Here is a 21830-nt window from a genome sequence, read left to right on the forward strand (position 1 = left end):
CCTATCCTTACTTCTGTTGATGCGGGTCGAAAGCATCACGCACCGCTTCACCAACGAAGACCAGTAACGTAAGCATCAGTGAAAGCACGACGAAGGCAGAAATGCCAAGCCAAGGCGCTTGTAAGTTAGCTTTACCTTGCGCCAACAACTCGCCTAACGAAGGCGAACCCGCAGGAAGACCAAAGCCCAAGAAGTCTAACGAAGTCAGTGTGGTCACCGAGCCTGAAAGAATAAACGGCATCATGGTTAACGATGCAACCATCGCGTTAGGTAACATGTGACGAAGCATAATACGTTTGTCATCAACACCCATGGCTTGCGCGGCTCGCACATAATCGAAGTTTCGGCAGCGTAAAAATTCCGCTCGCACGATGCCGACTAAACTCATCCAACTAAACAGCACCATAATCCCGAGCAACCACCAGAAATTCGGCTCAATAAAACTCGACAAAATAATCAGCAAGAACAAGGTCGGCATTCCGGACCACACCTCGATGAAACGTTGCCCAAACAGGTCAACCCAACCGCCGTAATAACCTTGTGTAGCACCAACGACCACACCAATTACACTTGAAACAATCGTCAGAACAAAACCAAAGAGTACCGAGATACGAAAGCCGTAAATAATTCTCGCCAACACATCTCGCCCTTTGTCATCTGTCCCTAACCAGTTAACCGAATCAGGCTCCGATGGTACTGCACCTGAAATATCGAAGTTTATTGTGTCGTAGCTAAACGGAATGATTGGCCACACGATGTAACCGTTGTCTTCAATGAGCTCGATAACATACGGGTCTTTGTAGTCGGCCTCGGTTTCAAACTCACCACCAAACTCCGTCTCGGCATATTCATTGATAACAGGCACAAACCACTGATTATCATAAGAAACCAAGAGTGGTTTATCATTGGCAATGATCTCAGCGAACAGGCTCAAGCCAAACAAGATGGTAAATATCCAAAGGGAGATAAAACCACGCTTGTTTGCTTTAAAACGTAACCAACGAGCTTCAGCTAAAGGGTTGTTAAACATTTATTATCAATACCTTGTTATTCGTTCGCCATTAACGCGCTTCAAAATCAATTCGAGGATCAACCCAGGTATACGTCAGGTCGGAGATAATGCTCAGCACCAAGCCAAGCAAGGTCATGATATAGAGAGAGCTGAACACCACGGGATAGTCACGTTGAATGGTTGATTCAAAGCCAAGCAGACCAATTCCTTCGAGTGAAAACATCACTTCAATCAACATAGAACCCGTGAAGAAAATACTAATAAATGCGCTTGGGAAACCCGCAATAATGATCAGCATGGCGTTACGGAAAACGTGCTTATAAAGAATACTGCTCTCGTCCAAGCCTTTCGCTCTCGCAGTCACTACATATTGCTTATTGATTTCATCAAGGAAGGAGTTTTTGGTCAGCATGCTGAGCGTGGCGAATCCACCGATAACCATGGCGAAAATGGGCAACGCCAAGTGCCAGAAGTAGTCGCCAATTTGCTGATACCAGTTGAGCTGGTCGAAGTTACTCGACACAAGCCCTCGCAATGGGAACCAACTGAAGTAGTTACCGCTTGCAAACAAGATAATCAGAATAATCGCAAACAAGAAGCCCGGCACCGCGTAGCCGACAATCACCACCGCGCTCGACCAAATATCAAAGCGAGAGCCGTGATGTATCGCCTTCATAATGCCTAAGGGTATCGAAATCACATAGATGATTAACGTACTCCACAACCCTAAGGAAATGGAGACAGGTAAACGCTCGATGATTAAATCAATCACGTTACCACCCTTAAACAGGCTTTCACCAAAGTTAAAGGTCGCGTAGTTTTTCAACATATCGAAGTAGCGAACGTGAATCGGTTTATCAAAACCAAACTGCTTTTTGATCTCTTCAACCACTTCAGGATCAAGCCCGCGTGAGCCTTTATAGCCACTCGCAGATGCTTGGTCACTTTCGCTCAAATCAACTTCTTGTCCACCACCAGAAAAGCGCTCCATAATGCCAGAGTTATGCCCTTCTAATTGAGCAACAGCTTGCTCTACCGGGCCTCCAGGCGCTATCTGGATGATGAAAAAGTTGATGGTGATGATCGCCCACAGCGTGGGGATCACCAACAATAAACGTCGAAATATATACGCGGCCATGCTAACTAACTCCTAGCGACGTTTTTCAGGAAGCAAAGCCGCCTTCTCTTCTGAAATCCACCATGTATCGATACCTAAATCGTATTTAGGCAATACATCTGGACGCTCAAACTTGTCCCACATTGCTACGCGATACTCGCCAACGTGCCATTGCGGGATGTTGTAGAAATTCCACTGCAATACTCGGTCTAGTGAACGACCTAGTGTAAGAAGCTTTTCAGGGTGCTGTTGGTTACGCGCAATTTCTTCTGTTAACGCGTCAACCACTGGATCGATAACACCTGCAGTATTGTAAGTAGAATCAATGTAGTTAGAGTTCCAAACGATCATTAAGTTCGGGCTAGGATAAGGGTTTGCGGAAAATGACGACGAAACCATGTCGAAATCACGATCACGCAAGCGCTTGATGTATTGAGTGGTATCGATGGTACGGATCTTCATCTCAATACCCATGCGCTTAAGGTTCTTTTGAACCGGCGTTGCAATACGTTCCGTGGTTGGGCTGTAAATCAACAACTCAAATGACATCGGCTTGCCAGTCTTTTCGTTGGTCATGACTTTGTCTTTCAGCACCCAACCCGCTTCTTTCAACAATTTGAAAGCGGTACGCATTTGGCTACGAATACGACCGCTACCATCGGTGACGGGTGGTTGGAATTCTTCGGTGAAAACTCGCGGTGGAATCTGATCTTTGTATTGAGACAACAACTCGACTTCAGCTTCGCTTGGTAAGCCTTTCGCTTCGTAGTCGGTATTTTGGAAGTAGCTACGAGTACGCTTGTACTGACCATAGAACATGTTCTTGTTCATCCACTCAAAGTCCATCGCGTAGGTTAACGCTTCACGCACTTTAGGATCAGAGAACACAGGAGATTGGATATTAAAGACGAAACCTTGAGTCGTTTCAGGCTTCTCGTGGTTAATCTCTTCTTTAATGATGTAGCCTTTATCGAAGTTCGCGCCCGTATAAGAGTTGGCCCAGAACTTAGCCGAGTTCTCGGTTCGAAGATCGAACTCCCCAGCTTTAAAGGCTTCCAACATTACCGTGTCGTCACGGTAGTAATCGTATTGCACTTGCTTGAAGTTATTACGACCAACGTTAACCGGTAGGTCAGCTGCCCAGTAGTTTTCATCTAGACCATAGGTAACACTTTGGCCTGATTTATAACTGATGATCTTATAAGGACCACTACCGACTGGTGGCTCGCTTAGAGGTTCAGACAGCTTTCTGTCTTTCCAGAAATGTTTCGGTAATACACGAGTGCTTTGCGCAAAGCTGAACAGTTTTTCGCGGTTTGGAATGTTCATTTCAATACGAACAACCAAATCAGAGACCGCTTTTACTGACTTAATATCTTTGTAATACACACGATACTGAGGCACGCCCTCGGTTGAGAACTTGTCAAAAGTAAAGGCAACATCATGCGCAGTGATAGGCTCGCCATCTTGGAATTTAGCATTTGGGTTGATGTCGATTTCCATCCAAGTGAAATCACTGGAGTAGCGAACCTTTGAAGCGATCAATGGATAGTACGCATCAATCTCGTCACTCGGAGAAAACATCAAGGTATCGTAAATCTCTCCGGTATAACTTGCAGCAACGCCGCGGGAACCGAATCGATTAAAGCTATCGTACGTACCTATGCTGCCATAGGTCACTTTGCCCTGCTTTGGCGCATCAGGATTAACGTAATCGAAGTGAGTGAAATCGGCTGGATATTTTGCTTCACCAAAACCAACCAGTTGTGTGGTTTCAATAACGGTGACAGCAGGAGTTGATTGGGTTTCAGAAGCGTAAGTAACGGAGGGTTGTAAAGCAATAAGCGGCAACATGATTGCACATGACTTCAAATTAAACCTGAAAAACTGAGTGCGTTGCGAAGCTTTGCGTCGAAAAACTGTTCCCATTTGACTCTCCCTTCAAATGTCATGACTTCTATATTCAAGTTGATTTATCGGCTTTGAATGCATGCCGTTAAATCAAGTATAGGTTCAAATCTAACATCATGTAATAACTAATAAAACCATCAGCACTCTATCTCTGACGGTTTATTTACAAATTACTCGTCACCGCTCGAAGTTATTGGATGCAGTGAGCTTTGATTGCTTAGCCTGAATGACACAAGCCTCAACGGCTAAGATTCCTTTGGTTGGCTTCTAAAGTGAAATTTAGGCTCTAAATAATCAACAAACTATACTTTTACTGGAGTATCCTTGCAGCCTAGGTCTAAATGGAATGACACTTTGAACAAACCAAACCAAATAACATTCGCAACGTTCAACCTTCTGAACTATCTCGAGCCACCGAATGCTTATTATGATTTTGAGAACATCTACAGCTTCGAAGAATGGCAGAAGAAGCAACATTGGATGGCTGAAGCGATTCGCTCATTAGATTGCGATGTGATTGGCTTCCAAGAGATATTTAGCCCGCAATCTTTAGAGCTATTGATGAACGAGCTAGGTTATCCATACTTTGCAGTGGTCGATAGCGCCAACGTTGAAGATGATTACCTATACACCTCACCAGTCGTTGGGATCGCTTCCCGTTACCCGATTGAAAACGTGCAGCCTGTTACGCCAGATTCGAAGTTACTGAAAGCATTCAACCTTGACGACAAATTCTCATTCAACAGAACGCCTGTTCACGCGACGATTACGTTACCCCATTTAGGTTCAACCGACTGTTATGTGGTGCACTTCAAATCACAACGTCCGACAGAGCCAAAAGCAGAATCTGTCGATGCGGACAACACTCAGCAAGGTGCAAAACCACAAAGTGACACGCTCACTCGTTTTCACCAAGAACAGCTTGGCTCTTGGCTATCAAGTGTCCAACGCGGTCTAGAAGCTCAGATGCTGCATCAATACATCACCAACCAACGCTACCAAACCGAGCAACCTGTTGTGTTGATGGGTGACTTTAATAAGCCACTGTTTAATGATGAGTTTAAAGGGCTGTTGAATTACTCAATCAACCGAGACGAAAACAGCAAGCATTGGCTATCCCACTTTCGCTTGAAAGACAGCTGGGATCTTTACCATCAACTGCATGAAGAAGACTTGCTTGAACAGCGAAAGCCAACCCATTACTACGGCGCTTCTGGATCTGTACTGGACTACATTTTGATGTCGAACGAGTTTGATTGTCAGAACTCTTCAAGCTTAATGGAGATCTCTAGCTACACAGTGTTAGACCATCACCTGATTAATCCTAGTTTTGAACACGACCAATTCAGTACCGACCATGCCATCGTGTCTGTCACCGCTCATATTCGTGAAGCCTAGAGTTAAACATAAAAAAGCCGCAGTCAAAAACTGCGGCCTTCCACTTTAGCCAAACGGGTTGAGCTAACCGACGCCCCATTTAGAAACCGATTTACCGTTTAGCAAAGTATGAAACTTAGAATGTGTACATTGCGCCTAAGTAGAAAGAATCCAGAACAACAGTATCTTCTGTCTTGTGTCCGTTTTCGTAATCTTCGATATCAAAAGCATCGGCTTCGTATGCTAAGCGAAAGCTCAACGAAGACATTGTAGGTGGCGTGTATTCAACACCAACACCCATACGGATGCCATCTCCCGAATCATCAAAACCATCTCCTGACGGGCGAGAGCCATCAGCAAGCTTCATGTCTAGATCAATAGTCGACAGACCGATAGTGCCAAATGGACGAATGCCATTATCAAACGTGTAACCGAGGTTCGCCGTTACCGAAAAGATTTGAGGTGTCCAAGTGAAAACCTTATTACCAGATTTCGTTTTCAGGGCTATATCACCAAAATCTGTGTATTGAGCTTCAACCGAAACAATGCGGTTAAATTTGTAACCAGCAATTAATCGGTAAGTATTGTCTTCGGCTTTAAAAGTAATAGGCTCACTGATCGTGTCAGTTAACCCGCCCACTTCGACCATTAGCACACTTAAATAATTACCCGCTCCAACAGCAGGCCAATTTGCTCAATCTCCACAATTTAGAATAAGACGAACAGAAAACACGATGAACCACACAATAGACTTCAACGGCTTAATCATTGATATCGACGCTCGAACGATTACCAACCAGCAAGGAAACAAAATCACTTTGCGCCCTCGCCTATTAGCAGTGCTCTGCTTGTTATTGGAAAATGTGGGAAGACCGATTTCAAGAGAGCATATTGTTGATGTGTGTTGGGACGGACAACTCTCGTCACCACATGTTCTTGCAAACGTAGTCTATAACCTACGCAATGTGTTCGCGCGATTAAGAGCATCCAACGTCCAGATCATTACCATTAGTAAGTTCGGATATGCGCTATCGATTGAACCCACGTAAAAGGATTTATGCAATCAATGGCGGTGACTAAGATCACCAAAAAACGCCCCATCGAAACGTTTCGATGATCATTATCACACTCTAAAACAATCAAACGTGCAAATGATAAATCAGACACTATTATCACCATCGAAACGTTTCGATGGCTTTTCTTGAGTTATTCTCAACCCATCAAGCGTTATTTTTCGATAGGTCGTGATATGAAAAAAAGTACTTTAATAAACTCTGAACTCTCTTACCTAGTGGCGACTCTTGGCCACACAGATGAAATCACGATTTGTGACGCGGGCCTGCCGATTCCAGACCACGTAACTCGTATTGATCTTGCTTTGACTCACGGTGTCCCAAGCTTTCAGCAAACGGTAAAAACCATGCTGGATGAATCTCAAATCGAAGGCGTTGTGATTGCAGAAGAGTTTGCGAAAGTAAGCCCAGAGCACCACGCAGCGCTGATTGATTTAATCAAGACAGAAGAAGCACGTTGTGGCAAATCGCTTTCTATTACTTACATCACTCATGAAGAATTCAAACAGCGAACGCATGAAAGCCGTGCAGTGATTCGCACCGGTGAATGCACACCATACGCAAATGTTATTTTCCAAGCTGGCGTAACCTTTTAGCTCAAGCAAAACGCAACGACAGCTCAGTGTCATCACTGAACCAAAAACAATACATAGACAGAATAATCAAATACAACTGGCCCCGAGTAAAGGAACCGACATGACTCAAGCCATTTTAGAACTTAACTCAATTGAGAAAGCCTTCCCTGGTGTTAAAGCACTGGATAAGGCAAGCCTCAACGTTTATCCAGGACGCGTAATGGCGTTAATGGGTGAAAACGGTGCAGGTAAATCAACGCTCATGAAAGTGCTGACAGGCATCTACCACTTGGACGGCGGCACTATTGCCTACCAAGGAAAACCTGCTGCATTTAAAGGGCCACGTGATTCTCAACAAGCAGGCATTAGCATCATTCACCAAGAGCTGAATCTAATCCCTGAATTGACCATCGCCGAGAACATCTTCTTAGGTCGTGAAATCACGGGCACCATGGGTCGTATCTTGTGGAACGAGATGTACCAAGAAGCAGACAAGCTACTTAAACGCCTTAACGTGAAACACAGCTCGAAAACGCCTCTAGGTCAGTTGAGCCTTGGTGAGCAGCAAATGGTAGAGATTGCGAAAGCCCTATCGTTTGAATCTAAAGTCATCATCATGGATGAACCAACCGATGCGCTAACCGATACCGAAACTGAATCTCTGTTTAAGGTGATTAACGAATTGCGCGATGAAGGCTGTGGCATTGTTTACATCTCTCACCGTTTGAAAGAGATCTTCGAGATTTGTGATGACATCACCGTGCTGCGTGACGGTAAGTTCATTGGTCAGTGTGAAGTAAAAGACACCGACGAAGATGGCCTAATCGAAATGATGGTTGGTCGTAAGTTAGACGAACAATATCCACGTATCGGCCAGAGCCATGGTGAAACTTGTCTTGAAGTGATTGGCCTGACGGGTTCTGGTGTTCACGATGTGAGCTTTACGCTAAAACGCGGTGAAATCCTGGGTGTATCTGGCCTAATGGGTGCTGGCCGAACTGAACTGATGAAAGTGATTTACGGTGCCCTTCCAAGTGAACGCGGCGTCATCAACCTAGAAAATAAAACCATCAACCCTGTAAGCCCGAAAGACGGCTTGGCCAATGGCATTGCTTACATCTCTGAAGACCGTAAAGGCGATGGCTTAGTTCTAGGGCTTTCTGTTAAAGAAAACATGTCGTTATGTTCACTTGACCTACTAACAAAGAGCGGTCAAATCCAACATAAAGGCGAAGTGATTGCAGTAGATGACTTCATCAAGCTATTCAACATCAAAACCCCGACGCGCGAACAGATTATTGGCAACCTTTCTGGTGGTAACCAACAGAAAGTGGCTATCGCTAAGGGCTTGATGACCAAACCAAAAGTACTGATTCTCGACGAGCCAACGCGCGGTGTCGATGTCGGTGCTAAGAAAGAGATTTACCAACTCATTAATAAATTTAAAGCCGACGGCATGAGCATCATTTTAGTCTCATCTGAAATGCCAGAAGTGTTAGGAATGAGTGACCGCATCATGGTGATGCATGAAGGCCGTGTAAGCGGTGAATTTGATGCTAAAGAAGCAAACCAAGAATTATTACTGGCGTGTGCGGTCGGTAAAAATATCAACGAGGACGCAGCATGAGTACTAAAACCATGAGCAAAACAACTGAAGCTCCAAAGAAAAAACCGTTAATCAGCAAAGAGTGGCTGATTGATCAAAAGTCATTGATTGCTTTGCTCTTCTTGATTGTTGTCGTTTCTTTCTTAAACCCGAACTTCTTTACTGTCGACAACATCCTAAACATTCTGCGCCAAACCTCGGTTAACGCAATTATCGCTGTAGGTATGACGCTGGTTATCTTAACCGCGGGTATCGACTTGAGTGTTGGTTCTGTACTGGCGCTTTGTGGTGCGTTCGCAGCCAGCATGATTGGCATGGAAATCCCTGTGATGATCGCAGTACCAACCGCTCTTGTAGCAGGTGCAGCATTGGGCGCTATCAGTGGTGTGATTATCGCCAAGGGTAAGGTTCAAGCCTTCATCGCAACGCTTGTAACCATGACTCTATTACGCGGCGTAACCATGGTTTACACAGATGGTCGTCCTATCTCAACAGGCTTCACTGACACAGCAGACGCATTCGCTTGGTTCGGTACCGGCTACGCAATGGGTATCCCAGTTCCAGTATGGATCATGGTCGTGGTATTCGCAGCAGTATGGTACCTACTTAACCACACACGCTTTGGTCGCTACGTATACGCTCTTGGTGGCAACGAATCCGCAACTCGCCTATCAGGCATCGACGTAGACAAAGTAAAAATCGGCGTTTACGCAATCTGTGGTCTGCTAGCAGCAGTCGCAGGCATCATCGTGGCATCGCGTTTGTCATCAGCTCAACCAACCGCAGGTATGGGTTATGAGCTAGACGCTATCGCAGCCGTGGTTCTTGGCGGCACAAGCTTAGCCGGCGGTCGTGGCCGCATCATGGGCACATTGATTGGTGCATTGATTATCGGCTTCCTAAACAACGCCCTAAACCTATTAGACGTATCTTCTTACTACCAGATGATTGCAAAAGCAGTGGTTATTCTTCTGGCGGTATTGGTCGACAACAAAAACAAATAAAACCTATCCACACTCTAGGTTAATACAAGTAACACCCTGCTTTACCTTTAAATATTAGAATCTATAAATAATGTAACTACGAGCTAGGACTCACCTCCTAGCTCACCCTACACAAAGGACTTACACCATGAAAAAATTAGCGACTCTTATTTCTGCTGCTCTTCTTTCTACAACGGTATCTGTGTCTGCACAGGCGCAAGATACAATGGCAATCGTTCTGTCTACATTGAACAACCCATTCTTCGTAACCATGAAAGATGGCGCAGAAGCGAAAGCTGAAGAGCTAGGCTACAAGCTTATCGTTCTTGATTCTCAAAACGACCCAAGCAAAGAGCTTTCGAACATTGAAGATCTAACCATTCGTGGTGTTAAAGCAATCCTGATTAACCCAACGGATTCAGACGCTGTGTCTAACGCGATTCGTATTGCTAACCGCTCAAACATCCCTGTGCTAACGCTAGACCGTGGTGCAAGCCGTGGTGACGTAGTGAGCCACATCGCTTCTGATAACGTAATCGGCGGCGAAATGGCAGGCCACTTCATCATGGAAAAAGTGGGCGAAAAAGCGAAAGTAATCCAACTTGAAGGTATCGCTGGTACTTCTGCTGCTCGTGAACGTGGTGAAGGCTTCATGAACGCAGTAAACGGTAGCGACCTTGAGCTTCTAGCAAGCCAACCTGCTGATTTCGACCGTACTAAAGGTCTGAACGTAATGGAAAACTTGCTTGCAGCTAACCCAGACGTACAAGCGGTATTCGCTCAGAACGATGAAATGGCTCTAGGTGCTCTTCGCGCAGTTCAAGCTTCAGGTAAAGAAGTGATGATCGTTGGCTTTGATGGCACTGAAGACGGCATCGCAGCAGTTAACCGCGGCCTACTTGGCGCAACAGTTGCCCAACAACCTGACCTAATCGGTTCTCTAGGTATCGAAATGGCAGACAAAGTACTGAAAGGCGAAACAGTAGACGAGTACGTACCAGTACCTCTAAAAATCATCGCTAAGTAATGGTTACTAGATAACGCGATATAAAGCAGGGGTCCCCTATCCCCTGCTTTGCTTAACTCATTAGTTCATTAGCTCACTGACTTAACATAAAAACAAAACCCGATAGTGCATCGCTGTTTCTCATAAGCCACTGACAAGGCTAGCAATGAATACCATGAGAAAGATCCATGCATTTTCAAATACGATATATCATAAGGCTCGTATCATGACTCAACTGATTGTTTTAGGTAGCGTTAACGCTGACCACGTACTGCAAGTTCCTTCGTTCCCTCGTCCGGGTGAAACCTTGATTGGCGGTAACTATCAGGTCATCCCTGGCGGCAAAGGCGCAAACCAAGCAGTAGCCGCAGCGCGATTAAACGCAGACATTGGCTTCATCGCCTGTGTCGGTGACGACCCATTTGGCATCAACATTCGTCAAGACTTCGCTAAAGATGGTATCAACATCGACAGTGTGATCGTTGCGGACAACACGCCGACTGGCATTGCGATGATCCAAGTATCAGCAACCGGCGAAAACAGCATTTGTCTTTCTGCGGAAGCGAACGACAAGCTGACTTGCGATCAAATCGAGCCGCATCTAGAGAAGATTCGCGGCGCTGAATACTTGCTGACTCAGCTTGAAACGCCAATTGAAGGCATTGAATACGCTGCGAAAGTAGCAAAAGAGAGTGGCACGCAAGTCATTCTAAACCCAGCTCCTGCTCGTCCATTATCGGATTCACTGCTTGCTTGTGTTGACGTGATTACACCGAACGAAACTGAAGCAGAAGTGCTGACAGGCATTACCGTGACGGACAACGCGTCTGCTCATCAGGCTGCGTTGGCTCTGCATGCTAAAGGCATAGAAACGGTAATGATCACGCTAGGCGCGAAAGGCGTGTGGGTGAGTCATCGCGGTCAAGGCAATGAAGCCAGCGAAGGTGAACTAATCGCAGGTTTCCGTGTTGAAGCAACAGATACAACTGCCGCAGGTGACACCTTTAACGGCGCGTTGGTGACAGGCTTGCTTGAAGATATGCCACTTGAGCGTGCGATTAAATTTGCTCATGCTGCAGCTGCTATCTCTGTGACACGCTTTGGTGCTCAAACGTCGATTCCAAGCCGTGCTGAAACCGATGCGTTTTTGGCAGAGCAACTGTCTGCTTAGTTTGATACCTATTTGAAGGCCTAACTTCTGAGCTAAACCGTGGTTAACGGATGTTAGCCTTCAAATTCGGTAACAACAAATAACAAGAATAAGCCCCTGTTTTCAGGCAGAATATCGCCCAACGTGGAAGGTTATTCCCACAAGGATTTTTTATGGCAACAATGAAAGACATCGCACGGCTCGCAAAGGTTTCGACTTCTACCGTGAGCCACGTGATCAACAAATCACGCTTTGTCAGTGAAGAGATTGCTGAGCGTGTTAACAGTGCGGCTAAAGAACTCAACTATGCGCCTTCTGCATTGGCTCGCAGCTTGAAAATGAAGCAAACCAAAACCTTGGGAATGCTAGTGACCACATCCACCAACCCATTCTTTGGCGAAGTGGTAAAAGGTGTGGAACGTCGTTGCTACGAAAAAGGCTACAACCTTATCTTGTGTAACACCGAAGGCGATAGCGAACGCATGAAATCCTCTATCGATACCTTGCTGCAAAAGCGAGTCGATGGCCTGATGCTAATGTGTTCTACCCTTGAAGGCGAACATATCGATGTATTCGAGCGCTACCCAGAACTGCCTGTTGTAGTCATGGATTGGGGCCCTATGTTGTTTGCGAGCGATAAGATCCAAGACAACTCGCACCAAGGTGGCTACATGGCAACTAAGCACTTGATAGATAACGGTCATTCTCAAATTGGTTGTATCACTGGCCCACTGCACCGCAATCAAGCTTCGTCTCGTTATCAAGGCTTCAAGCAAGCAATGGAAGAAGCCAATTTAGAGATCAACCCTAAGTGGATTGTTGAATCCAACTTTGAATGTGACGGTGGTTTTGACTCTTACCAAACATTAAAAACTCGTGGCGAAATGCCGTCTGCTTTGTTCGTAAGTAACGATATGATGGCGATGGGCGTGATTCATGCGGCAGCTCAAGATGGCACATTGATTCCAAATGACCTGTCTATCATTGGCTACGATGACATCCACTTATCTAAGTACATGACACCCGCTTTAACCACAATCCACCAGCCAAAGCACCGTTTAGGTAAAGCGGCGGTCGATACCCTGTTAAGCCGACTACAAACGCCAGACGCCTACCCGCAAGTCGTTGAACTAGAACCGACTCTTGTAGAGCGAAGCAGCGTAAAAGCGATTTAGGGCTCAACCCGCCCATGATACAGTTGAAAGCTAGCTTATTCGGGCTAGCTTTTTTGTCTTTGAAACATAATAACGCCGCTTAATCGCCCCTAAAATGCCGTTAATATACGAAACTTACACGCTAAAATATGTATTTACGCACTCAGCAACTATTTGCGCACTTAACGACTGATTATCATCTACACTAACAGTGAATAACAACGACATGGAGAGCGCTGTTTTATGATCGCGGGTTGGTTTGACAATATATCCCTACAGAAAAAGCTATTAGTCAGCTTTTTGATTCCTATCGCTTTGATGCTTATCGTGGCTTTTTCTGTCCATGAAAACACCCGAACGGTTGTAAAAGACAATAATTGGGTTGTACACACACATAAAGCCATCGCTCGGGCTCAAGAACTTCTCAGCTTAACGGTCGACATAGAAACGGCTGAACGTGGTTACTTGATCACGGGAGATCCTGTTTTTTTAGAACCCTACCATTTAGCGCTTGATGTATGGCCTCAAAAACTCCAAACCCTTGCGACTCAAGTGAGTGATAACCCACCTCAAGTAGAACGCCTATATAGAATCGAGGATATTCATAAAACATGGCTGAAACAGTCTGGAGAGAAAGAGATCAATCAACGCAGCCTTGTCAATAAAGGCGAAGCTGAAATACAAAGTGTCATCGACCTCACTCAGCAGCAAACCGGAAAAAAATTGATTGATGAGATCCGCCAAGAGATTGCTCAATTCATTGAAATTGAACAACAACTTATTATTCTCAGGGTCGAAAAATCGGAGAGCTCAGCCAATCAAACCAGCTACATATTAATCCTCGGAACACTGTTTTCCGTGTTCATCTCACTCCTTGTTGCTGCGTGGGCGTCAAAGCGTATTAATCGAAGATTACACACCCTACTTGAGGCTACTAACCAAGTTGCCGCTGGCCATTTGGATCAAGGTGCTGCAACTCTGGAGTTGAGTTCGAATATAAACACCCAAGACGAAATCGCTCATCTCAAACAAAGCTTTCAAAAAATGACAGCCAATTTGATCAGTAATAACAGTGAAATGAGAGCGAAAACTCAGGAGCTAATCGCCGAACGAACCAAAGCTGAAGCCGCAGTAAAAGCTAAGGGCGATTTTCTGTCTACCATGAGCCACGAGATCAGAACGCCAATGAACGGCGTTCTTGGAATATCTCAAATCATTGCAAGCCAGACCCAAGAACCCGAAACAAAAGAGAACATCAACATCATTCTCGATTCTGGTCACCACTTGATGACAATACTCAACGACGTTCTCGACTTCTCAAAAGTCGAAGAAAACAAGCTTGAGCTAGATGTGGCACCCTTTAATTTTGTTCAAGTCATGCAGCCTGTATGCAGCGCTCTAAAACCCTTAGCCGATGAAAAAGGCATTCGCCTGTTGATCGAAAATAACATACCGAAAAACATCCAACTCGTCGGAGACTGTGCAAGGCTACGTCAAATCATGTTCAACTTGGGCGGCAATGCGACCAAATTCACCAAAGAAGGTCATGTGTCCATTCAAGCTGACCTCAATCGCCCCAACAATCAACTGATTCTCACGGTAACAGACACCGGAGTTGGTATCCCGAAAGATAAGCACGAGCAGGTATTCAATTCGTTCGAACAAGCCGACACTTCCACAACAAGGAAGTTTGGCGGAACAGGGCTTGGCCTCGCAATCGTCAAGAACCTAGTCAACCTCATGAACGGAGAAATCACATTAACCAGTGCAGTTGGGCTTGGTACAAAATTCCAAGTCTCCCTGCCTATCACATGGCAAGAAAGCAAAGCGAAAGACATCGCTACCCATACAGTCGATGCAGAAACTCTCAGTTATGACTCGTTAAGTATCCTGTTGGTGGAAGATAACCGTATTAATGCCATTGTTGCACAAGGCTTTTGTGAAAAGCTCGGCCATCATGTCGATCATGCAGAGAACGGAAAACTAGCAATTGAACGCCTCAAAACCACTCAATATGACCTTATCTTGATGGACAATCATATGCCTGAAATGAACGGGGTCGAGACAACAAATTACATCCGCGAAAAGCTGAAACTCGATACCTTGATATTCGCTTATACGGCCGATGTATTCCGTGAGGCGCATGACAACTTTATTCAGGCGGGTGTCGACCATATTCTGACCAAGCCTCTGCAACAAGAGAGCTTTTTCGATGCCCTGCAACAATTTTCGAATCGATTACCTAAGCAAATAAAAACCGAAGGCTCGACTGACATCAAAAATATCGTCGAACTTCATCGCAAGCCAATTGAAACACTGAGATTAACAGAAGAAGAGATAAGTCAGTCAGAAGTGATACGCATACTTAAAGACGATACGGAAGGGTTCAGTTTACTTATCGACTCAACCATTATTGAGTTCGAACAGTCGGTTGACCGTGTCATCGAATACTATTTAGCGAAGGAGTTGGAGCCACTTTGTCGTACCCTGCACTCCATTAAAGGCATGTCGCTAAACTTAGGTCTTAACATGCTTTCTAAGCAGGCATTGGAACTAGAAGTCGAAGCCAAAAATCAACAATTGCCGGATATTGAACGACTGCAAAAGCTGCTCAATCGCCTTATGGTCAATATCCATCAAGTTCAGCGGATGAAAAACGCCCATTCAGTCGAGCATCTCAATCAAATGAACGATCAAGCTTAAGAGCGCTTCGTTCCCAAGCTAAAACGCAAGGCTTAATCACCTTGCGTTTTTCGATCTTATACCGCGCTAGTCTCTGTTCTAGCGATTTAACGGTCTATCGGTTTAGCGGTTTAACAGATCGGTTATTTGTTGGATCTCATTTTCGACATCAATACCATTGTATTGCGGCGCAATCGAGAGATCTTGAATACTCACGGTTTCTACCGATTGCTTGTCGTTAAGTTTAGTCACTAACTCCCCTTTGGGTGAGTAGGCTCGGCTTCCACCACAATAAGTCGCGGTAAACGCATTAACCACATCTTGCCCGACGCGATTACAAGTAACCATGTGACACCCTTCCTCCAAGGCTCTCGCTTGAGCAATGGCAAAACTATGATGCCCACCGAAGTTGGCAGGGTGAAGAATAACGTCGACCGACTGATACCCTCTCATGATCTCCGGGAACCAAATATCAAAGCAAATCGCGACACCAAACTTTAAGCCTTTGTGCTCAAACGAGAGGCGTTCCTCCCCTCTCGAGAAATACTGCTTATCGAATTTGGTTTGACTGATTTTTCTGTATTTGTGTCGTAAACCGGAAGCATCCACAACCACCACACTGTTGTAATATTGGCCACTATCTTTCTCGGCAATGCCTGCAACAATCAAGGTGTCATGCTTCGCTGCAAGCTGCGTTAATGAATCAATAGTAGTACTGCTGTCGGCGAAGTCTTCAGCCAATTCGTGAATTTCTTCAGCCTCGTTAAAAATATACCCAGTCGTGAACAGTTCAGGCAGTAAAGTAATATCACCGACTGACGGCTCCGCTTGCAAAAGATCAGAGACCGAATCCATATTCTTTTGTTTGTTTTTGTATTCAACTTCAAGCTGAATAAGCGTGATACTGACATTGTTCACAATCGATTCCTTGCTAGGTAATACTTCAAGCTGTAATGCTTCAAGCTGGAGACTAAGAACTAAGAACGAAAGAGTAGGCCAATCCCCTATCGCTTTCTTATTCGCCCGCCAAAGGTTGAAGCAGGTGCACAGTCCTGTACGTATTTTAAACCTGCCTACGGCGCTAATTTAGGCTCTGGTAAAACCGGAAGCGTGCTGTCCATATAAGTTAAGAAGTTTTCCCACACCTCATGCGTGCGCTGCTTGGTTAACCTTGTCTTACAGGAAAGCGCCATAACCCCTCGAATAGAACCATCACGCCATTGGATGTAAACAGAGTCACAATGTGCTGTCATGTACGCCTGCCAGCTCTCCTGAGCCTTCTTAATTGAAGCGACCAGCTGAGCTTCATAAGCATTGTGCTCAAAGCTGGCTGCAAGGTATTTATCCAGTTCCGCTTGTGCAGATTCCAACTCAATTGCCGCACAGTGATTGATCTCGATGGTATTCATCGCATTCTCGCAATCAACAACACCTTCGTCGGCCAACGCAGAGAATGAGAAGCACACCGCTATGAGTGCTGATATCAGTTTTGTCATAATCATCCTTTATGCTGTCACCACCAAAACGAATCGAGTCGTGACTTTATTTATTTAAACGTGGCTCAATATTTAGCTCATTCAGCTCATTCAGCTCATTCAGCTCATTCAGCCAGAGCAAATAACAATAAAATTTATCAGGATATAAGCATTTGTTATCCGCATGAATCATCAAAAATGACGCCTCGCCAACTCAAATAAACGAGATAACGCTCAGATTTTGCTGGTAAAACTAGAAAATATATTATTTATATCAATAATTCGTGCCTGCATTCACACTATTAATTATTTATATTGCTACCTAAACGCTAACTTTATAAATTAAATCGAATGCTCACATAAATCGGTAACGCTTCTCCAACTATGGATATCAAGTACCAAAACATTGCCAAGACTTCATTTTACTTTGCCATCTCTTTCTTTTTTTCCATGGCAATGCTCATTCCTTTTACACCGTATCACTACCAAACATTAACCGAAGACACATCAAGGTTAGTCGAAACTAGGTTAGAAAGGATCCAATCAAGGTTCGACCGTTTTTTATCTGAAGTTAGACCTGAACAGTCTTGCGACGCGATCGTTAGACAGCTTCGACAAAACGTTTTTGAAGCCGATTGGGTAAAAGAAGCAGCGGTATTCAATAAACAGAACCGATTTTACTGTTCAACCACCGATGGTGACGTTTCATTTCGCCTATACAGCACCATCAGGCAGCGACTCAATGACGACCCGAATTTAACAACCCTGTCGTATTCCAACTCGGCCATCACGCAAGTTCAGTCCATCATGCTCATTTTCTCGAACAAAGAAGATGCCGGAGTGAGCCTGATGATTCCGCCACACTTCATCTATGACCTTGTTGAAACAAACCTGAGCAGCCATGGAATACAGGCCAAAGTTGAAGTGATCAAAAGAGATATCCACCCTACCGATATTGACTCATCAATCGCCAAGGTGCGGATACAATCAAACACCTACCCATTGACCATCACCTCATACATTGGGTATCAGTTTTATCTTCACTTCATGTTGAGTTATTTATGGTTTGGCTTTTTGATGGCCGGAATCACCACCATTATTCTCCTTTCCATCAAGCATAAAAAGCAGAGCCAACGCAGCTTAGAATATTCGCTTTCAAGTGCGCTAAAAAACCAACACCTTCATGTTCACATGCAGCCTATCGTTAACCAAAACACCAATGAGATCGTCGGCTGTGAGTCACTATTACGATGGAACGACCCAATTGAAGGTAACGTCTCCCCGGCTATTTTCATTCCGCTTGCTGAAAGCTTAGGCTTAATTGAGGAGCTCACCTACTTCGTGCTGCGCAAAGTATTAATGACGTTGAAAAGCAATCAAGATGTGTTCGACTCAAAGTACATCAGCGTCAACATCAGCCGCAACGTTGTGTCCAACAGTAACTTTTCTAACAAGGTGATCAGCATCTTTAAAAGACACCCTGAGATTCTCAAACAGGTGGTTTTTGAAGTAACCGAAGATGGTGAATGTTCTGATGCCGACATGGTCAAAATCAGAGGCAACCTAACCAAACTATCGAATATGGGCGTAAGAGTTGCGATTGATGATTTTGGTACGGGCTATGCGGGCTTAGACTTTGTGAGACAATTCCCGTTCAGCATTCTCAAAATCGATCGCGTGTTTGTGAAAAACATATCAGACGAATCAAGCCTTGGTATCCCTTTGCTGGAGTCCATGCTTCAGTTGTCCCGCACCTTAGGTATGCAAGTGATCGTCGAAGGGGTTGAGTACGAATCCCAAGTGAACATCTTGTCTAAACTGGGCGTCGACTATATCCAAGGCTTCTATTTTTATAAACCGATGCCGATAAACCTGACTGTCAGCTTACTCAGGCAGCAGCATTTTGAGTCCGATAACGTTGAGGAACAAACCAACCAGACATTTCCTGTTACATAAGCCACTGAAAAACTGCGAAAGAAAACGCGAAGGCTATGGGTCTCCTTTGATGAACATTTAAATCATCGCATCATTGAATGCATCACAAGGGATATCATGGAAAAGACACTTCAAACCAAACTGGCAACTAGCCTACTACTGCTGAGAATCGGCATTTTTATCGTCTTCTTATTCTGGGGCTTGGATAAGATCCTTGTCCCTGAGCACGCGACAAAAGTACTGTCTGGCTTTTACGGCATCGACATCTCGAACAATGCGATGATGGCTCTGGGTGTCGCGCAGCTCGGATTTTTAGGCGCATTCGTTGTAGGCATGTGGAAAAAGTACACCTACGGAGCCATTTTAGTCCTTCATGCAGGCTCAACCTTTTCCTCTTTTGGAAAATACATGGACCCGTTCAACAACCTACTGTTCTTCGCCTCTTGGCCAATGCTCGCAGCCTGTATCGCAATCTTCTTACTTCGCAATTACGACACTTACAGCGTGTCCAACTAACACAAAGGGCGCCGTTATTGGCGCCCTGTTTGGTTGGGTTGATTCTTATCAACCTAAAATACTCTGTTAGCTGTATGACCCTATTTTACATTTCTATAAGTTACTAGAAACCCTGTCAAACCTATTGAGAGAGCAGCAATACATACTCCCCTCAGTATTGCATCATTGAGATAAGCTGAGTAGAAAAGCATTGCAATAAATGCACTACATGACACCAAAAAAGGTGCAATTGAACGATGGGTAAAACGTGAAGTATCAACCACACTATAACGATCTAGAACCAAATCCAAGAGCAAGAGCATGTGCATAACAAACAAAACATTTAGTACTGGAAGTACCCAGTAAAACCAACTATCTACAGGAAAGCTAAATAGTTGAACAAAGGTAAGGTGAGCCAATATAGAAAACAAAATACTTTTCCAACCATTCGAACTACTTTGTACTCTAATGCGGTATGTTCGTCGGGCGACAGAAGCAAGTGGTTTGGCTGAAGAAACCCAAATAGCCAACCAAACTATAAGTAATACCATGGTTCAAGAGCCTCTAAATTAAGGTTTACGCAGCTATTTTGAATTAGATATCTAGAACTATTATCCCAAGATATCGACACTTTACGCCTTGCTAAGGTGTGAGCAAACCAATACCTTAGCCTCCGTATAATACCTTAAACACATAAACCAACGCATAGTAAAAATGCCACGTGTTGCGAATCACTCTTAAGCAACTTGTTATACCGCTTGATTGAGGCTAAAATGACCAAAATAAAGACCACTTAAGAGACCTATTACATGACCACTAGAATTTTAGCCGATGTTGCTGCAAGCATTACTGAGTTGAAAGCTAACCCTATGAAAGTTGCAACTAGTGCTTACGGTGAACCTGTTGCTGTACTGAACCGAAATGAGCCAGCATTTTATTGCGTACCAGCCGAAGCGTACGAAATGATGATGGACAGACTCGAAGATCTTGAACTACTAACTATTGCGAAAGAGCGTGAATCTGAAGAGAGTATTTCGGTAAATATTGATGACCTATAAACTCGACTTTAAAAAGAGTGCACTCAAAGAGTGGAAAAAGCTTGGCTCAACGCTTCAACAACAATTTAAGAAAAAGCTAATCGAGCGTTTAGATAACCCGCATGTTCCGGCTTCAAAACTCTCTGGAGCTGACAACATGTATAAGATTAAGCTGCGCCAATCGGGCTACCGTCTCGTCTACAAAGTTGAAGACGATGTCATCATTGTAACCGTCTTAGCAGTCGGAAAACGCGAACGTAGCGATGTTTACCGTAAAGCTATGAAAAGGTTAGATGATTGATTGCGGTATCAACGCCGCATTAAGCGGACTAAAATGGTGGGTTATAATGTGTAGCGAAGCGAAACGTAACCCACTGTTTTTGTTCCGTTTAAACGCCTTGTTAGTTTTATTTGATCGTGAATAAAGTAAAATTCAGTTGGTTATAATTTTTTGTAGCCAAGGCCCAATTTTTCCAGATTTCAACTCATATATGGCGATAAAGAGGCCAATGATTAGAGAGCAGAGTAACAGTGCATTTTCAATATCTAGCTTACCGTCATAGTCAAATAGCATATCGCGAGTAACTAACTCAAATCCCGCAATTATACAAAAACCGATAAACGCAAATACGCTTAGCTTCCAAAGAAAAGAAGCAAACACTCGAACGGACTTTTTAACACTAGAAACTTTAATATCACCTACAGACTGAACAGCTTCTTTTAGTGTTTTATCTTCATTTTGATTGGTCATAGTTACCTCTATATACTCACTTTAAAACTAACGAATGACATGGATTCCCCCTACCGAGGATCTGCCACACTTATGTGGTACTTAAATGCATCGGAGGCACCATGTCTGATTATTCTTATTTCTGCGGTATCGACCTAGCTAAAAACCACTTTAGTCTTCATGCCGTAGACCAAAATGGTAAGGTCATACTTCATAAGTCAGTAACCCGCTCTAAACTACTGACTACAATAGCAAATATGCCACTCATGCGTATAGGCGTTGAAGCGTGTGGTGGTGCACATTATTGAGCAAGAACACTCAATACACTCGATCACGAAGCCCGTATTATGGCTGTTAAATACGTAATTCCTTATCGAACTAAGGGAAAGAACGACCTTAATGATGCAGTAGCTATCTGCGAAGCTGTTCAGCGTCCATCAACTCGCTTTGTACCCGTAAAATCCCCCGAGCAACAAGCCATCCTATCGGTACATCATAGACAGAACCTTAAG

Annotated in this window: 20 protein-coding genes and 1 pseudogene; 14 read left to right on the top strand and 7 right to left on the bottom strand. The window is 44.4% G+C overall.

Annotation, left to right across the window (positions count from 1 at the left end; all coding sequences use genetic code 11):
* Positions 1-7: 7 nt before the first annotated feature.
* From AB4558_RS11800 to AB4558_RS11810, 3 genes are read right to left on the bottom strand one after another with little or no spacing between them, the layout of a single operon-like run.
* On the bottom strand, positions 8-1030 hold the full coding sequence (locus tag AB4558_RS11800) for an ABC transporter permease (RefSeq protein WP_372158825.1): 1023 nt from the start codon (positions 1028-1030) through the stop codon (positions 8-10).
* Positions 1031-1061: 31 nt separating this feature from the next.
* Positions 1062-2150, bottom strand: a complete 1089-nt coding sequence (locus AB4558_RS11805; protein WP_004730359.1) for a microcin C ABC transporter permease YejB — start codon at positions 2148-2150, stop codon at positions 1062-1064.
* Positions 2151-2162: 12 nt separating this feature from the next.
* Positions 2163-4058: an extracellular solute-binding protein gene (locus AB4558_RS11810; protein WP_102332890.1), complete on the bottom strand. Its 1896-nt coding sequence runs from the start codon at positions 4056-4058 to the stop codon at positions 2163-2165.
* Positions 4059-4394: 336 nt separating this feature from the next.
* Between AB4558_RS11810 and AB4558_RS11815 the strand changes: the two genes are divergently transcribed.
* Entirely contained in the window at positions 4395-5438 is a 1044-nt protein-coding gene (locus AB4558_RS11815; protein ID WP_372073216.1) for an endonuclease/exonuclease/phosphatase family protein, read from the top strand.
* A 115-nt stretch (positions 5439-5553) separates the two neighbouring features.
* Here the strand turns inward: AB4558_RS11815 and AB4558_RS11820 are convergent, their stop codons facing one another.
* Positions 5554-6066 (bottom strand): outer membrane beta-barrel protein, encoded by a 513-nt coding sequence (locus AB4558_RS11820; protein ID WP_017071351.1) that lies wholly within the window; start codon positions 6064-6066, stop codon positions 5554-5556.
* Positions 6067-6151: 85 nt separating this feature from the next.
* On the opposite strand from AB4558_RS11820, the gene AB4558_RS11825 reads away from it, so the two are divergent.
* The 8 genes from AB4558_RS11825 (at position 6152) to AB4558_RS11860 (ending at position 15667) form a co-directional block, all read left to right on the top strand.
* Positions 6152-6466: a winged helix-turn-helix domain-containing protein gene (locus tag AB4558_RS11825; RefSeq protein WP_017060852.1), complete on the top strand. Its 315-nt coding sequence runs from the start codon at positions 6152-6154 to the stop codon at positions 6464-6466.
* A gap of 200 nt (positions 6467-6666) precedes the next feature.
* Entirely contained in the window at positions 6667-7086 is a 420-nt protein-coding gene (gene rbsD, locus AB4558_RS11830) for a D-ribose pyranase (RefSeq protein WP_017060853.1), read from the top strand.
* A gap of 100 nt (positions 7087-7186) precedes the next feature.
* Positions 7187-8692 carry a ribose ABC transporter ATP-binding protein RbsA gene (rbsA, locus tag AB4558_RS11835; RefSeq protein WP_372158826.1) on the top strand — a complete coding sequence of 502 codons (1506 nt, stop codon included), beginning with the start codon at positions 7187-7189 and terminating at the stop codon, positions 8690-8692.
* Positions 8689-9675, top strand: a complete 987-nt coding sequence (gene rbsC, locus AB4558_RS11840; protein ID WP_017068492.1) for a ribose ABC transporter permease — start codon at positions 8689-8691, stop codon at positions 9673-9675. Before rbsA ends, rbsC begins: the two co-directional genes overlap by 4 nt.
* Positions 9676-9802: 127 nt before the next feature.
* Positions 9803-10681, top strand: a complete 879-nt coding sequence (rbsB, locus tag AB4558_RS11845) for a ribose ABC transporter substrate-binding protein RbsB (RefSeq protein ID WP_081230700.1) — start codon at positions 9803-9805, stop codon at positions 10679-10681.
* A gap of 205 nt (positions 10682-10886) precedes the next feature.
* Positions 10887-11831: a ribokinase gene (gene rbsK, locus AB4558_RS11850; protein WP_372158827.1), complete on the top strand. Its 945-nt coding sequence runs from the start codon at positions 10887-10889 to the stop codon at positions 11829-11831.
* 152 nt (positions 11832-11983) lie between these two features.
* Positions 11984-12985, top strand: coding sequence for a substrate-binding domain-containing protein (locus AB4558_RS11855; protein WP_372138586.1), 1002 nt, complete (start codon positions 11984-11986; stop codon positions 12983-12985).
* 222 nt (positions 12986-13207) lie between these two features.
* Complete coding sequence (locus AB4558_RS11860; protein WP_372158828.1) at positions 13208-15667, top strand: CHASE3 domain-containing protein; 2460 nt, start codon at positions 13208-13210, stop codon at positions 15665-15667.
* A 102-nt stretch (positions 15668-15769) separates the two neighbouring features.
* On the opposite strand, the gene AB4558_RS11865 is transcribed toward AB4558_RS11860, so the two are convergent.
* The gene (locus AB4558_RS11865; protein ID WP_372158829.1) at positions 15770-16564 is read right to left on the bottom strand and encodes a carbon-nitrogen hydrolase family protein; all 795 of its coding nucleotides are present in this window, start codon (positions 16562-16564) and stop codon (positions 15770-15772) included.
* 155 nt (positions 16565-16719) lie between these two features.
* On the bottom strand, positions 16720-17142 hold the full coding sequence (locus AB4558_RS11870; protein ID WP_372158830.1) for a lysozyme inhibitor LprI family protein: 423 nt from the start codon (positions 17140-17142) through the stop codon (positions 16720-16722).
* A gap of 363 nt (positions 17143-17505) precedes the next feature.
* Between AB4558_RS11870 and AB4558_RS11875 the strand changes: the two genes are divergently transcribed.
* The 4 genes from AB4558_RS11875 to AB4558_RS11890 all read left to right on the top strand — a co-directional run bounded on the left by AB4558_RS11875 (position 17506) and on the right by AB4558_RS11890 (position 20889).
* Positions 17506-19077: an EAL domain-containing protein gene (locus AB4558_RS11875; protein WP_372158831.1), complete on the top strand. Its 1572-nt coding sequence runs from the start codon at positions 17506-17508 to the stop codon at positions 19075-19077.
* 96 nt (positions 19078-19173) lie between these two features.
* Complete coding sequence (locus AB4558_RS11880; protein ID WP_017064752.1) at positions 19174-19572, top strand: hypothetical protein; 399 nt, start codon at positions 19174-19176, stop codon at positions 19570-19572.
* 788 nt (positions 19573-20360) lie between these two features.
* Complete coding sequence (locus tag AB4558_RS11885) at positions 20361-20609, top strand: type II toxin-antitoxin system Phd/YefM family antitoxin (protein WP_004730320.1); 249 nt, start codon at positions 20361-20363, stop codon at positions 20607-20609.
* Positions 20599-20889: a type II toxin-antitoxin system RelE/ParE family toxin gene (locus tag AB4558_RS11890; protein ID WP_005377002.1), complete on the top strand. Its 291-nt coding sequence runs from the start codon at positions 20599-20601 to the stop codon at positions 20887-20889. Before AB4558_RS11885 ends, AB4558_RS11890 begins: the two co-directional genes overlap by 11 nt.
* 132 nt (positions 20890-21021) lie before the next feature.
* Here AB4558_RS11890 and AB4558_RS11895 read toward each other — a convergent pair whose 3' ends face one another.
* Positions 21022-21339, bottom strand: a complete 318-nt coding sequence (locus AB4558_RS11895; RefSeq protein WP_372083446.1) for a hypothetical protein — start codon at positions 21337-21339, stop codon at positions 21022-21024.
* Between the two features lie 101 nt (positions 21340-21440).
* On the opposite strand from AB4558_RS11895, the pseudogene AB4558_RS11900 reads away from it, so the two are divergent.
* Positions 21441-21830: pseudogene (locus AB4558_RS11900) on the top strand (transposase); the annotation flags it as partial.

The organism is Vibrio sp. 10N.222.51.C5 (assembly GCF_041474575.1).
GTDB lineage: Bacteria > Pseudomonadota > Gammaproteobacteria > Enterobacterales > Vibrionaceae > Vibrio > Vibrio crassostreae_C.

What these genes read in the sequence shown, in the direction of transcription:
- AB4558_RS11810 (WP_102332890.1), bottom strand. Translation starts at nt 4,058, where the DNA reads ATGGGAACAGTTTTTCGACGCAAAGCTTCGCAACGCACTCAGTTTTTC.
- rbsB (WP_081230700.1), top strand. Translation starts at nt 9,803, where the DNA reads ATGAAAAAATTAGCGACTCTTATTTCTGCTGCTCTTCTTTCTACAACG.
- AB4558_RS11870 (WP_372158830.1), bottom strand. Translation starts at nt 17,142, where the DNA reads ATGACAAAACTGATATCAGCACTCATAGCGGTGTGCTTCTCATTCTCT.
- AB4558_RS11855 (WP_372138586.1), top strand. Translation starts at nt 11,984, where the DNA reads ATGGCAACAATGAAAGACATCGCACGGCTCGCAAAGGTTTCGACTTCT.
- AB4558_RS11800 (WP_372158825.1), bottom strand. Translation starts at nt 1,030, where the DNA reads ATGTTTAACAACCCTTTAGCTGAAGCTCGTTGGTTACGTTTTAAAGCA.
- AB4558_RS11875 (WP_372158831.1), top strand. Translation starts at nt 17,506, where the DNA reads ATGGATATCAAGTACCAAAACATTGCCAAGACTTCATTTTACTTTGCC.
- rbsC (WP_017068492.1), top strand. Translation starts at nt 8,689, where the DNA reads ATGAGTACTAAAACCATGAGCAAAACAACTGAAGCTCCAAAGAAAAAA.
- AB4558_RS11820 (WP_017071351.1), bottom strand. Translation starts at nt 6,066, where the DNA reads ATGGTCGAAGTGGGCGGGTTAACTGACACGATCAGTGAGCCTATTACT.
- AB4558_RS11805 (WP_004730359.1), bottom strand. Translation starts at nt 2,150, where the DNA reads ATGGCCGCGTATATATTTCGACGTTTATTGTTGGTGATCCCCACGCTG.
- AB4558_RS11895 (WP_372083446.1), bottom strand. Translation starts at nt 21,339, where the DNA reads ATGACCAATCAAAATGAAGATAAAACACTAAAAGAAGCTGTTCAGTCT.
- AB4558_RS11860 (WP_372158828.1), top strand. Translation starts at nt 13,208, where the DNA reads ATGATCGCGGGTTGGTTTGACAATATATCCCTACAGAAAAAGCTATTA.
- rbsD (WP_017060853.1), top strand. Translation starts at nt 6,667, where the DNA reads ATGAAAAAAAGTACTTTAATAAACTCTGAACTCTCTTACCTAGTGGCG.
- rbsK (WP_372158827.1), top strand. Translation starts at nt 10,887, where the DNA reads ATGACTCAACTGATTGTTTTAGGTAGCGTTAACGCTGACCACGTACTG.
- AB4558_RS11885 (WP_004730320.1), top strand. Translation starts at nt 20,361, where the DNA reads ATGACCACTAGAATTTTAGCCGATGTTGCTGCAAGCATTACTGAGTTG.
- rbsA (WP_372158826.1), top strand. Translation starts at nt 7,187, where the DNA reads ATGACTCAAGCCATTTTAGAACTTAACTCAATTGAGAAAGCCTTCCCT.
- AB4558_RS11890 (WP_005377002.1), top strand. Translation starts at nt 20,599, where the DNA reads ATGACCTATAAACTCGACTTTAAAAAGAGTGCACTCAAAGAGTGGAAA.
- AB4558_RS11825 (WP_017060852.1), top strand. Translation starts at nt 6,152, where the DNA reads ATGAACCACACAATAGACTTCAACGGCTTAATCATTGATATCGACGCT.
- AB4558_RS11880 (WP_017064752.1), top strand. Translation starts at nt 19,174, where the DNA reads ATGGAAAAGACACTTCAAACCAAACTGGCAACTAGCCTACTACTGCTG.